Origin of the sequence: Klebsiella sp. 18074, from assembly GCF_902705905.1 — a bacterium.
Classification (GTDB): domain Bacteria; phylum Pseudomonadota; class Gammaproteobacteria; order Enterobacterales; family Enterobacteriaceae; genus Klebsiella; species Klebsiella terrigena.
On sequence record NZ_CACSIS010000008.1, the window covers coordinates 160129 to 172888 of the forward strand.

The window sequence follows — 12760 nt, forward strand, 5'->3', positions numbered from 1 at the left end:
ATTATCTCTCCTCGACGAGGCTGATGGCCCCAACCGGCACGGTAAACCAGCGGCCGCTAAAGTCGACGGTAAAGCTGTCGCCGCGCTCGCCCCGATCGGTCGCCTCGATGCGCCCCTGTTGACCAACGTTAACCACCACCACGCCGCCGACGGCCAGCGGCATCCGGCAGGTGACGGTATCGCCATACTGCAAATTTCCGGCCAACCACGGCTGGGCGATGGGGATCAGCTCCTGCTCGCGGCAGCCGATGACCCGGTCGCCCTGCGGAAAGTGGATCTGGTAAATAATCTGATCCTGTAAAAAGACGCCCCAGTCGCGGACAAAGCCGGTGCTGCCGCGCCTGACCAGCAGCTCGCCGGGGGCGAAGCCCGCCACGGTGCCATCGTTACGGATCGCGCGCACCACCCGCACTTCATCGCTGAAGGTGAATTTTGGTCTCATTGGTCCTCCTCCTGAAACTGCTGCCGGTAGCTTTCAGCAAGCAGCCGTCGCGCCAGCAGCCACGAGGCGCGGGCGTTCTCTTCCAGCCGGTTCTGCAGCGGGACTTCGGCGCGCAGCTTGCGGTGAAAGGTCGCCAGCACCGGCAGGCAGCAGCAGCCGAGCCGCTCCGGCTGATAGGGTACGGCGAAAAACTGAAAGAAAGACTCGGCGGAGCTCAGCTCGTCCACGCCGGGAATTTGATAAAACCACTCCATGATTACCCCCCTGTTCGCAGCGCGGTAGCGCCGCACAGTTCGTCATACATCGCGACCAGCTCATAGTCCCGCGGGCTGCGCTTGCCGTTCTCGGCAAAGCGGCGGATGGCGGGCAGCAGCTGGTTAATTTGCGCTGAGCTGAGGTGATAGCCCATGGCGTCGAAAATGCCGTTGACCGCCTGACGCCCGGAGTGTTTTCCCAGCACCAGCCGGTAGCTGCGGCCGACCAGCGCCGGGTCGATCGCCTGATAGCTCTCGCGATCGCGCAGCAGCGCCGCTACGTGGACGCCCGACTCGTGGGTAAAGACCAGCTCGCCGACCAGCGGCTGCTGCGGGTCGATGGGGCGCAGCGCCGCCGCCGCCACCTGCTGGCAGAGCGCGGGGAGGGCCGGAAAATAGACGCCAGTTTCAACGCCGAGGCAGCGTTCAAGGCCCAGGGCGACGGTTTCCAGCGCCGCGTTGCCCGCGCGCTCGCCGAGGCCAAGCACGGTGGTATTGACGCTGGAGGCGCCGGCGCGCACCGCCGCCAGCGTATTGGCGGCGGCGAGGCCGAGATCGTTATGGGCATGCATCTCGATGTCGCCGGGCCAGGCTTCGCGCAGGGCCGAGATGTGCTCGAAGGTGGTAAAGGGATCGAGTATGCCAACCGTATCGGCGTAGCGCAGGCGGGCCGCACCGGCGTCCTGCGCCACCCGGGCAATATCGCGCAGGGTCTGGTCGCTGGCGCGGGAGGCATCTTCGCAGCCGATGCACACCTGCAGGCCAAGGGTCCGCGCAAGCTGAATAAAGGTCGCCAGCCGCTCCAGCAGCAGCGCCAGCGGTTCGCGCAGTTTATATTGCCGCAGCTTATCCGAGGCCGGAATGGATATATCCACCCAGTCGATGCCCAAATCGGCGCTCTGGCGGATCTCCAGCGCGTTCATCCGACACCAGGTCATCAGCGTGGCGTGGGGAAGCTGGCGGCGCACCAGTTGGATCCGCGTAAGCTCCTCATCCCCCATTGCCGGGGTTCCCACCTCCAGCGCTGTAATTCCCGCCGCATACAGCGCCTCGGCGATGGCCACCTTCTCACTGGGGCGAAAGGCCACGCCGGGGCTCTGTTCGCCGTCGCGCAGCGTGGTGTCGTTGATCAGCACGCGTCTCATCGTCGTCTCCGCCTTAGCCATAAACCGGCGTAAATGCATCTGCCGTCGGATGTGGCCTGCCGTCCTGCCAGTAGGGCGACAGCGCCCGCAGGCGCTCAATAATCGGCGGCAGCATGGCAATGACGTAATCCATCTCTTTTTCCCGGGTGTAGCGCGAGAGGGAGAAACGGATGGTGCCGTGGGCTGCGGTGTAGGGAATATTCATCGCCCGCATCACGTGCGAGGGCTCCAGCGAGCCAGAGGTGCAGGCGCTGCCGCTGGAGGCGGCAATCCCGACCTGATTGAGCAGCAGCAGGATCGCTTCACCTTCAATAAACTCAAAGGCCAGATTCAGCGTGCCGGGTACGCGCGGCTGGCCACCGCCCATCACCATGACCGATGGGACGCAGGCCTGCAGGCATCGTTCGAGGCGATCGCGCAGCAGGCCGGTTTGCGCCATGCCCGGCAGATGGATCTGCGCCAGCTCGCAGGCCGCGCCCATGCCGACGATCCCGGAGATGTTTTCCGTTCCGGCCCGCCGCCCGTACTCCTGATGGCCGCCGCGCAGCAGCGGGCGAAAGCGCGTTCCCCGCCGCAGATAGAGGCAGCCGACGCCCTTCGGGCCGTGAAACTTATGCGCCGAGCAGGAGAGCATGTCGATGGCGGTTTTGCCGACCGCTATCGGCAGCTTGCCCACCACCTGCACCGCGTCGCAGTGGAACAGCGCGCCCTGTTGATGGGCCAGTTCCGCCATTTCGACCACCGGGAAAATGACGCCGGTTTCGTTATTCGCCCACATCACGCTGACCAGCGCGACCCGGGGAGTGAGCGCCGCCCGGAACTGCGCCATATCCAGCGCGCCGTTGCCGTCCACCGCGATACGGTGGATCTGATAGCCCTGGCGCTCCAGGTGTTCACAGACCGCCAGCGTCGCCGGATGCTCAACCGCGGTGGTCACTATCTCCCGGCGCTCCGGCATCAGGGCCACCGCCGAGGTGATGGCGGTGGCGGTGGCCTCGGTGGCGCAGGAGGTAAAAATGATCTCGCTGGGATACTCCGCCCCGAGCAGCGCCGCTGCCTGCTGATGCGCCCGCTCCAGCGCCGCCTGGGCCGGAACGCCAAAATCATGAATGGACGAGGGATTGCCGTAAAAATCGGTTAAAAAGGGCATCATCGCTTCGAGAACCATCGGGTCTAACCGGGTGGTGGCGTTGTTATCGAGATAAACCTGTTTCATCTTGTCCCCTTGGGTCAGTTAACCGCGGCCTATGCCGCCACCACTTCCATATAACAGCCGGTACGTTCCATCAGCTTTTGCTGCAGCCAGGCAAGGGTCATGTCGGTCATCATGCAGCCGCTGCAGCTGCCGGAAAGGCTGACGGTGACCTGGTGGTTGGCGACGTTGAGCAGGGACATATCCCCGCCGTCGGCCTGAATATGCGGGCGCAGTTCGGCGATGGTGTCGACCACGCTCTGCCAGTGCGGATCTTTGCTGCTGGCGACGGGGAGGGGCTTCTGCGGCCGTTCGGCGAGGATCGCCGCCAGCGCCAGCTCGATTTGTTCATGGCAGGAGGTGCAGCCGCCGCCGGCTTTGGTGTAGTTAATCACCTCCTCAAGCGTGGTCAGGCCGTTGTTGAGCACCGCGCGGCGGATATGCCCTTCATCGACGCCGAAGCATTTGCAAATCAGCCGACCCTCTTCATGCTCTTCGTCGAGGCTCTCGCCGCGAAAGTTGGCGATGGCCGCACGCAGCGCCTCCTGACCCATCACCGAGCAGTGCATTTTCTGCGGCGGCAGTCCGTCGAGGTAGTCGGCGATCTGCTGGTTGGTGACCTCTCCGGCTTCGGCCAGCGTGCGGCCGACGATCAGCTCCGTCAGCGCGGAAGAGGAGGCGATGGCGCTGCCGCAGCCAAAGGTCTGGAACCCGGCCTCCTCGATAATTTCAGTTTGCGGGTCAACGCGCAGCATCAGGCGCAGCGCGTCGCCGCAGCTCAATGAACCGACATCGCCCACCGCGTTGGCGTTGTCCACCACGCGCGCGTTGCGGGGATTAAAAAAATGGTCTTTCACTTTCTCGGAGTAATTCCACATGCTGTCAGCTCCAGGGATGATGACGGAAAACGCCGGGGCGCGTTCCACCGCGGAAAACACGGTGGTAGCTATCAACAAGCAAATGCAGTACCAATGCGTAAAGATGTTTATTTTTAAAGAGTTAGAATCTACATCTGACAATACCACCCAACAGTGTCGCTATTTTTTGTGGGGTTTGTCACAGAAACGACAGGGCTAGCCGCGCGGCTCGCGGTCCTCCCGCCACTCCTGCTCCTCGAGCAGCCGGGTAAAGCGCTCCGGGTCGCGCCTGCGGGCGCTTTTGCGCTGCTCTTTGGCGTACCAGTAGAGCTGGATCTCCTGCAGTAAATCGACAATTTTGGTGTCGGCGGGCACGCGTTCTGCGCGCACGCCAACCTGCAGCAGCTGGCGAAAAATCGCATCGCCGATGGCCACGCAGAACAGGGTGACGCAGTCCTCAAGGGCGTGGATCCGCTGGCCGATCTTCTCCGCCTGATGGCCGCTTTCGACCGTGAAATCAACCACCCTGATCAGGGTGACCCGATCCGCCTTGACGCCATACACCACCAGCCGCGGCGTGGCGCCAAAGTGGCGGTCGACGTGGCGATAGTCGGAGCTGGCAAAGGCGACCTTCATGGACCACTCGTCGGAATGGACCATGTCAAACTGGCGGTTAATGGGCGGCATAATCGGCTCCTGGGGTGAAGGGCGGTTCGGCGTTCTGGCGCAGCGGCGAGCGGTAAAGGGCGACGTGGCGGTGGCGCTCGCGCATCAGGTTGGCCAGTTCAAACAGCGTATCGCGCATCCCGCTGTAGCCCTGTCGCACCCGGCGGAACTCGCCGAGACGGTCAAAGAGAGGGAAGCCGGCGCGGATCAGCGGTAGCGCGAACTGTTCCGCCAGGTAGCAGGCGTGAGAATTGGCCACCAGCAGGTCGGCGGGCTGGGAACCGAGCAGGGTTTGCAGATCCTCCAGATCCCCCGGCACCACGCGTTCGACCGGCAGCTGGCGCAGGCTGGGATGGCCGGTGGGGGCGACCAGCGGACCTGGGCGCATTCCCTGGCTGGCGGCAAAATCGCACCACGCCGCCAGCAGATCGCCTTCTGCCGCCATCGCCATGCGCTGGTCCTGGAGCCACATGTGGCAGTCGATCATCGCGTCCTGGAGCTGTCCACGCTGGCGCTCAATCCACTGCGGAACGCCGCGCCCGGAAATCTTCGCCAACTGATGGACGAACGTATCGCAGTGCTCAAGGGTCATCAGGTGCGGCAGGGCGATAACCTCGCCGTGGCTGCGCCGGGCCAGCAGGGAGGACGCCCGGCTCAGCGAGGCGCCGATGGCGAAGCTGCACAGGCTCTGCCCCATCTGCTCTATCTGGCGCAGCGGCGTCCCGCCCTGGGTGACCGGCGAAAAATCCCCCTGCGCGAGGTGCCCGTCCATCGATTGTGCGAGGTCCGGCAGGATCGTTGCCTGCAGGCCGAAGGCCTCCACGTAGCGGCGCAGCAGCTCGATATCGCCGGGGGAGCAGAGGTGGCTCACCAGCAGGTTGACCCGGCGATTTCGCTGGCCGGCGCGCGGCGTCGGCGCAACCCACTGCTCGATGACGCTCTCCAGCACGGCGCTGAAGCCGTTTTCCATCGAGCCATAGAAATCAGGGCTGTTGACCGTCAATATCGCCACCCCTTTATGCCGGGGATACTCCTCGCGGAACTGGCGCACGACCCGGGACATATCGCTGCCCTGGGCCTCCGACAGTCCGGTGCTGAGCAGGACGATGGCCTGCGGAGTGTTGCGCTGGCACAGGGTATCGAGGGCGGTAAAGATATTGCCGTCCGCGCCCATAATCGTCGAGGTCGGGTCCATCGCCGTCGACTGCAGGGGCACCGGGTCGTGGAAGTGCTGAATAAAAAAGACCTTGGCGAATGCGCTGCAGCCCTGCGCGCCGTGGACCAGCGGGATGCAGTGTCCGATCCCGAGGCTGGCGAGGATTGCGCCGAGCGGCTGGCCGGTTTTAACCGGACTGACCGCCAGCGGTTTATCGGTGCGAAAAATTTCTGCCATGCTGTGCTCCTTAGTGCCAGGGGGCGCGGGAATGGGTTTGTGGCCAGACCGGGCTATTGATGGTCTGGCAGATCTGACGGGCGAGGGTGACGATGCCCTGATAGCCGGCGAAGGCGTGCTCGCGTTCCTGATTGATATCGAGAAACGGCAGCCGGGCCTTGTAGGCGGTGTACATATTGCGCCCGCCGGCGATCATCAGGTCGGCCTGGTAGCGGTAGACCACGTCCAGCAGGGTGCGGGCGTTGCCTTCGTCGAGCATGACCGCCTCTTCGCCCATCAGCTCGCGGATCCGCTGTTTATCTTCCTCGGTGGATTTGCGCGTGCCGGTCGCCACCACGCTCATCCCCAGATCCTGCAGCGCCGACACCACCGACCAGGATTTAACGCCGCCGGTGTAGAGCAGCGCTTTGCGCCCGCGCAGCTGCTCGCGCCACGGCCTGAGCGCCAGCTCCGCCGCCTGCTCCTCGCGCGCAATCAGCGCCTCGGTGCGGCGGCACAGGTCGTCATCGCCCAGCAGGGTCGCCAGCTGACGCAGGGCGTCGGAGGTGGCGCGGATGCCGTAGAAGCTGCCTTCGAACCACGGTGTGCCGTAGCGCTGCTCCAGCGATCTGGCGACGTTGATTAACGCCCGCGAGCAGACCAGCATATTGGCCTGCGCCCGGTGCATGGTCTGGATTTCAGCAAAGCGGCCGTCGCCGGAGAGGCTGCCGAGCACGCGGATCCCCAGCTCATCGAGCAGCGGCTGAATGTGCCAGAACTCCCCGGCGATATTAAATTCGCCGATCAGGCCAACGTCGTGGCGATGCTCCGGGGCGAATGGGGATGCCTCCGGCCAGGGGGCCGGTTCGCGCTGGCCGATAACCCGCTTGACCATCACCTCGCCGGCCAGCCGGTTGCCGAGATTTTTGCTGCCGTAAAAACCGGCGGCGTCGATGGCGATAACCGGCACGCCGGTGGCGGTCTGCGCGGCCTGACAAACCGCCTCCAGGTCGTCGCCCTCCATTGCCGGCACGCAGGTGTTGTAGATAAAGACCGCCGCCGGGTGGTAGCGGGTAACGATATGGCGAACCGCGTGAAACAGGCGGCGTTCGCCGCGGCCCATGATCACATCCTGCTCATTAAGATCGGTGGTGAACCCCAGCCGGTTAATATTCGGCCCGGAGCTCATGCTGCCGCGGTTATCCCATGAGCTGCCGGCGCAGCCGATGGGGCCATGCACCAGATGCGCCACGTCGGCGATCGGCAGCAGGGTTATCTGGGCGCCGTCGAACGCGCAGCCGCCGGCGGTGGCGCCGGGTTTTGGCGCGCTACAGCCGGACTTCTGTTTATGGTTATGTTCGCAGGCGGGCTCATCCAGCAGCGCCAGAATTTCATTTCCCTTCATAGTGACCTCGTTGACCGTGGGGGATGATGATGGAAATGCAATTCGCGATCCACGCGATGGACATTGATTTTTAAGGAGAAAGGCTTGTGAGCTTTGCGACAAAGCCCACAATGGGACGAGAATGTTGTGGGGCGTGGACCGGGGACGAGAGAAAAAGCCCGCGAGGTCAGCGGGCAACGGGCAAATAGCAGGGGTTAAAAGACACGCTCCTGCAGCGGGTTATCCCTGTGAAGTCGCTTCGCCAGCCACGGCGGCAGGCGCCCGGCCAGCAGGGTGTTGATGGCCTCGCACTGGGCCTGAATAGCGGTACCGGGCGGCGCTTTCATCGGATGGATCTGGTGGCGGATTAGCCGGGCGGCGGCGGGACCGCCGATCTCCTGGCAGAACAGCAGCTGGCAATCGTCGACCAGCCGGGCACGCACTTCGCTGGCCTCCTGGCGGTCCGGCGCTGACGGATAGCGGCGCAGATCGTGCAGCCAGCCGCCTTGCTCATCGAAGGCATAGATAAAAAACAGGCGCCCCTGGCCGAAGTGGCCGTTAATGAGCAGGCCGTCCTGGGAGCAGAATGCGGCCAGCAGCTGCGGCTTCCGCTGCGCGGGGCGGGCGATGCGCAGATGAACGGGCAGCGCGCCCCGCAGGCAGGCCATCACCCGCGACCAGCGGGCGGGGGACATAACGGCGGTGGTTGACGGAAAGGTGGCGGCGAGGCGCGGCTGCGTTAAGGTGGCCAGGCGCTCCGGGGTCAGGGTCTCGCCGCTTTCCTGCGCCAGCCAGTCTAAGATTTGCGCCGGCGGCAGATCCGGCAGCGTCTGGAATAGCGCCAGCAGACGCCAGAAAAGGGTATCGTTGTCGGACATCTCCAGCTCCTTATATCAGCGTATTGCGGATTGCCCGCAGGCTTATCGGGAAGGCGGGCCGCGCCGGCTGCGGGTTGACGTAGTAGCGCCCGCCGCCCTCCAGCGAAATCGCGCCGCCCCAACGGTCAACGTCGTTATGCTCAATCTGTATCACCCGTGCTTCCAGATCCTGTTTGGCGATATAGGCATACAGATCCGCGCCGCGCTCACGAAAAATCACGATAGGCATAGCCCCTCCAGGCCCCGCTTGCGCGGGGCGGCTAATGGTTAACGGACAAGGTCGAAGCTGTAGTCGGTTTTGCCTAACTGGCCGGTGTCGTTATCCAGCTTCTCCAGCACGGCGTTCACCAGCGTGGTGACGATGTTCATCGCGCCTTCATAGCCCCAGGTGGTCTGGCGGTGCAGATGGTGACGGTCGAACAGCGGAAATCCGAGGCGAATAAGCGGGACTTCAAAGGCTTTGCCCTTCGCCAGGGTGTCGCGCTGGATAAATTTGCCGTAGGAGTTGCCTATCATAAAGTCCGGCTGACGGGTGAACATTAGCGAACGGAAGTGCCACAAATCGCAGTTGATGAACACTTCGCTGTCGCGACCGTAGGGCGAGGCCTCCAGCATTTTCTTCATCGCCTTCAGCCAGCGCTTGTTGGCGTTATGGCTGAGGATAACCGTCGGTTCGCAGCCGAGCTCCAGCAGGAAGCGGGTCAGCCCCATCACAAAGTCAGGGTCGCCGTAGAGGCCAAATTTCTTGCCATGCAGCCAGGTGTGGGAGTCGAGCATCATGTCAACCAGCCGCCCGCGTTCAAGGGTGAGGGCGTCGGCAATCGGCTTGCCGCTGAGCTGGCTGACGGTCATTAGCAGCTCGTCGGTGGCGGCCAACCCCAGCGGGACCGCCACCTCGGTCGCCGGCTGGCGCCACATCTCCTGCACCACTTTTTTGCTTTTCAGCAGCTGCCACGGCTGCAGGAGCAGCGTATCGATGGCGTCCGGGGCCTCCTTCATCTCCTGCTGGGTGGTGCCGCCGGCATACATCCGATAGTGACCGTCGGCGGGGGTATCAAGGACCTCAGACGGGTCGGAGAGCAGGCTGCACGGCACAGCCATCTGCGCCATCATCCGCTTCAGCACGCGGAAGTTGCCGAGATAGGTCTCAAAGCCGGTCACCAGGTTGAGCTTTTGCAGCTTGCCCGGCTGCCCCTCATAGTCGGCGGTAAAGGTTTTGGCGAACCCTTCGAACATATTGTCCCAGCCAGTGACGTGGCTACCGATAAAGCTTGGCGTATGGGCGTGCGGCACGGCAATGCTGCTATCGACAAAACCGTCCTTTTTGGCGTTGGCGATAAACGCCCGCAGATCGTCGCCGATAACCTCCGCCATGCAGGTAGTAGAGACCGCGATGATCTCCGGTTTGTAGAGCGCGCTGGCGTTCTGCAGCCCAATATTCATATTGTTGTTGCCGCCGAAGACCGCCGCATCTTCGGTCATCGAGTCGGACACGCAGGCGATCGGCTCTTTGAAATGGCGGTTAAAGTAGGTGCGAAAATAGGCCACGCACCCCTGGGAGCCGTGAACGTAGGGCAGGGTGTTGGCAAACCCCAGCGAGCAGAGCACCGCCCCAAGGGGCTGACAGGCTTTCGCCGGGTCAACGGTCAGCGCCTCGCGCTGAAAGTTCAGCGCTTCATATTCGGCGGTGGTGGTCCAGGCGAAAACTTCCTGCACGCGCTGCGCATCGTGCGCCTCTTCCAGTACCCGCTTGCTGCGGAACATCTCCTGGTATTCGTCCTGTTCAAATAGCGGATAACAGCTATCAATTTTATCAATCGTTTGGCTCATGGTGTTCTCCTCCCGCGCCACAAATCGGTGAACTAACGGGACAGTAAATGGGCAATCACGCAGACTTCAGCCACGGGGCGATCAGTTCGTTCCACGCCGGGTTGTTTAGGGTCATATCCATATCGCGGGCAAAAATGGCGAAACCATCGTAGCCGTGGTACGGGCCGGAGTAGTCCCACGAGTGCATCTGGCGGAACGGAACCCCCATTTTCTGGAAGATATATTTCTCCTTGATCCCGGAGCCGATAAGGTCGGGTTTCAGCGCTTTGACAAACGCCTCCAGCTCGTAGCTGCTGGCGTCATCGAACAGCAGGGTGCCTTCCTTGAGGTCCGGCAGGGTGCGGTCGTAGTCGTCGTTATGGGCAAACTCATAGCCGGCGGCGACGATCTCCATGCCGAGATCTTCATAGGCGCCAATGACGTGCCGCGGACGCAGGCCGCCCATATAGAGCAGTACCTTGCGCCCCTCCAGCCGCGGGCGATATTTGGCGATAATCGCCGCCATTTGCCCCTCGTATTTGGCGATCACCTTCTCGGCGTTGGCGCGAATGATGTCGTCAAACTGGTCGGCAATTTTGCGCAGCGATTCGGCGATTTTGGTCGGGCCGAAGAAGTTGTACTCCATCCACGGGATCTGATGCTTTTCTTCCATGTGCCGGGCGATGTAGTTCATCGAACGGTAGCAGTGGACCAGATTCAGCTTAACGAAAGGGGTGTTCTCCATCTCAACCAGGGTGCCGTCGCCGGACCACTGGGCGACCACCCGCAGGCCCATCTCTTCGAGCAGAATGCGCGAGGCCCAGGCGTCGCCGCCGATGTTGTAATCACCGATGATTGCCACATCGTAAGGGGTGGAGGCAAACGGCTGCCCCTCACGATTATTGAGCACCCAGTCGCGAACCACGTCGTTGGCAATATGGTGCCCCAGCGACTGCGATACGCCGCGAAATCCTTCGCAGCGCACCGGGATCACCGGCTTATCCAACGCCTTGCTGCTGGCGTTGGCGACCGCGCTGATATCATCGCCGATAAGCCCCACCGGACACTCCGACTGGATGGTGATGCCCTTGGTGAGCGGGAACAGCAGCTCCATCTCTTCAATCAGCTTAGTGAGCTTTTTATCACCGCCAAAGACGATGTCGCGCTCCTGAAAATCGGAGGTGAAGTTGAGGGTGCCGAAGCTGTCGACGCCGCTGACCCCGGTGAAGTAGTTGCGACGCCCGGCGCGCGAGTACTGCCCGCAGCCGACCGGCCCGTGGGAGATATGGGCCATATCCTTAATGGGCCCGAATACCACCCCTTTGGAGCCGGCGTAGGCGCAGCCGCGTACGGTCATCACCCCGGGCTGCGATTTACGGTTAGAGATAATGCACTTGCCGACGCTCTCCATTTGCGGATCGCTGACCATCATGTGCTTTCTGCGCTCTTTACGCGCGGTTTCGGGAAAGACTTCCAGGACCTCCTGGATTAGCGCGAGATTACGCTCGCCTGTGGCGTTGGTCATGATGATTGTCCTGTGCTCAGGCCGCGTTTTCTTCGGCGGCGGTTTTACCAATGATGCTGGTGTCTTCTTCTTCCATGATGCCGAACTCCATCAGCAGCGACTCCAGTTCATCCATGGTGCAGGGCGTCGGCACCACCTTCATGGTGTTGTTGACGATCTTGTTTGCCAGGGTGCGGTACTCATTGGCCTGCTGGCAGTTCGGGTCGTACTCAATAACCGTCATCCGGCGAATTTCCGCGCGCTGCACAATGTTGTCGCGCGGCACGAAGTGGATCATCTGGGTGCCGAGCTTCTCCGCCAGCGCCACGATCAGCTCATCTTCCCGGTCGGTCTGACGCGAGTTACAGATCAGGCCGCCGAGGCGGACCTTGCCGGATTTGGCGTACTTAACGATCCCCTTGGAGATGTTGTTGGCGGCGTACATCGCCATCATTTCGCCGGAGCAGACGATATAGATCTCCTGGGCCTTATTTTCTCGGATCGGCATCGCGAAACCGCCGCAGACCACGTCCCCGAGCACGTCATAGAACACGAAATCGAGATCGTCCTCGTAGGCGCCTTCCTCCTCGAGGAAGTTGATTGCGGTGATCACCCCACGCCCCGCGCAGCCGACGCCTGGCTCCGGGCCGCCTGATTCTGCGCAGCGCACGTCGCCGTAGCCGATTTGCAGGACATCTTCGAGCTCGAGGTCCTCCACCGAGCCCACTTCCGCAGCCATCTCCATAATGGTGTTCTGTGCTTTAGCGTGCAGGATCAGGCGGGTGGAGTCCGCCTTCGGATCGCAGCCGACGATCATCACTTTCTTACCCATCTCCGCCAGGGCGGCGACGAGGTTCTGGGTGGTGGTGGATTTGCCGATACCGCCTTTACCGTAGATAGCGCATTGACGCATGGTCATGGTGACTTCTCCTGTTGTTGAGTGTTTGCCACCAGATAAGTGCAGGGAACATACCAGCCGTGCCAATCAATTTAACTAATTGATAAATAATCAGTTAAATTTTATCGACCGCGGCGGACGTAAAACAAAACGGCACAATAGGGCCACCAAATGTGGGAAACAGAACAATTCCGCAGGCCAGCTGCTAAGGGGACGATTTGTCGGCTGTTCAACAGCTTGTCGCGCGCCGTGTCTTATTCCGCGCAATTTCTTCGCGTCATCGCGCGCTTCCTGACACCTAATCCTCTGAATTAACACAAACTATTCCGCTATGCGCGAGCTGGCACGGGCTGTGCTTG

13 protein-coding genes are annotated in these 12760 nt (G+C 62.2%); all 13 read right to left on the reverse strand.

Annotated features, from left to right (window positions below):
* Window position 1: 1 nt before the first annotated feature.
* The 13 genes from GVK32_RS10465 to nifH all read right to left on the reverse strand — a co-directional run bounded on the left by GVK32_RS10465 (window position 2) and on the right by nifH (window position 12422).
* Window positions 2-442, reverse strand: coding sequence for a nitrogen fixation protein NifZ (locus GVK32_RS10465; protein ID WP_159869145.1), 441 nt, complete (start codon window positions 440-442; stop codon window positions 2-4).
* Window positions 439-699 carry a nitrogenase-stabilizing/protective protein NifW gene (locus GVK32_RS10470; RefSeq protein WP_132511187.1) on the reverse strand — a complete coding sequence of 87 codons (261 nt, stop codon included), beginning with the start codon at window positions 697-699 and terminating at the stop codon, window positions 439-441. The genes GVK32_RS10465 and GVK32_RS10470 overlap by 4 nt, the downstream gene beginning before the upstream one ends.
* Window positions 699-1841 (reverse strand): homocitrate synthase, encoded by a 1143-nt coding sequence (gene nifV / locus GVK32_RS10475; RefSeq protein WP_159869148.1) that lies wholly within the window; start codon window positions 1839-1841, stop codon window positions 699-701. The genes GVK32_RS10470 and nifV overlap by 1 nt, the downstream gene beginning before the upstream one ends.
* 13 nt (window positions 1842-1854) lie before the next feature.
* Window positions 1855-3057, reverse strand: a complete 1203-nt coding sequence (gene nifS / locus GVK32_RS10480; RefSeq protein WP_159869151.1) for a cysteine desulfurase NifS — start codon at window positions 3055-3057, stop codon at window positions 1855-1857.
* A gap of 29 nt (window positions 3058-3086) precedes the next feature.
* Entirely contained in the window at window positions 3087-3911 is an 825-nt protein-coding gene (gene nifU, locus GVK32_RS10485; protein ID WP_159869154.1) for a Fe-S cluster assembly protein NifU, read from the reverse strand.
* Window positions 3912-4106: 195 nt separating this feature from the next.
* A complete protein-coding gene (locus tag GVK32_RS10490) occupies window positions 4107-4577 on the reverse strand; it encodes a NifB/NifX family molybdenum-iron cluster-binding protein (RefSeq protein WP_076947533.1) in 471 nt (156 codons plus the stop codon).
* Window positions 4564-5949 (reverse strand): nitrogenase iron-molybdenum cofactor biosynthesis protein NifN, encoded by a 1386-nt coding sequence (nifN, locus tag GVK32_RS10495; RefSeq protein WP_159869157.1) that lies wholly within the window; start codon window positions 5947-5949, stop codon window positions 4564-4566. The genes GVK32_RS10490 and nifN overlap by 14 nt, the downstream gene beginning before the upstream one ends.
* Window positions 5950-5959: 10 nt before the next feature.
* Complete coding sequence (gene nifE, locus GVK32_RS10500) at window positions 5960-7333, reverse strand: nitrogenase iron-molybdenum cofactor biosynthesis protein NifE (protein WP_159869160.1); 1374 nt, start codon at window positions 7331-7333, stop codon at window positions 5960-5962.
* 194 nt (window positions 7334-7527) lie between these two features.
* Window positions 7528-8190 carry a NifB/NifX family molybdenum-iron cluster-binding protein gene (locus GVK32_RS10505; RefSeq protein ID WP_159869163.1) on the reverse strand — a complete coding sequence of 221 codons (663 nt, stop codon included), beginning with the start codon at window positions 8188-8190 and terminating at the stop codon, window positions 7528-7530.
* A gap of 10 nt (window positions 8191-8200) precedes the next feature.
* The gene (gene nifT / locus GVK32_RS10510) at window positions 8201-8419 is read right to left on the reverse strand and encodes a putative nitrogen fixation protein NifT (protein ID WP_159869166.1); all 219 of its coding nucleotides are present in this window, start codon (window positions 8417-8419) and stop codon (window positions 8201-8203) included.
* A gap of 38 nt (window positions 8420-8457) precedes the next feature.
* Window positions 8458-10020 carry a nitrogenase molybdenum-iron protein subunit beta gene (nifK, locus tag GVK32_RS10515; RefSeq protein WP_159869169.1) on the reverse strand — a complete coding sequence of 521 codons (1563 nt, stop codon included), beginning with the start codon at window positions 10018-10020 and terminating at the stop codon, window positions 8458-8460.
* 55 nt (window positions 10021-10075) lie between these two features.
* The gene (nifD, locus tag GVK32_RS10520) at window positions 10076-11524 is read right to left on the reverse strand and encodes a nitrogenase molybdenum-iron protein alpha chain (RefSeq protein WP_159869172.1); all 1449 of its coding nucleotides are present in this window, start codon (window positions 11522-11524) and stop codon (window positions 10076-10078) included.
* Between the two features lie 16 nt (window positions 11525-11540).
* Window positions 11541-12422, reverse strand: a complete 882-nt coding sequence (gene nifH, locus GVK32_RS10525) for a nitrogenase iron protein (RefSeq protein ID WP_041145585.1) — start codon at window positions 12420-12422, stop codon at window positions 11541-11543.
* Window positions 12423-12760 lie beyond the last annotated feature (338 nt).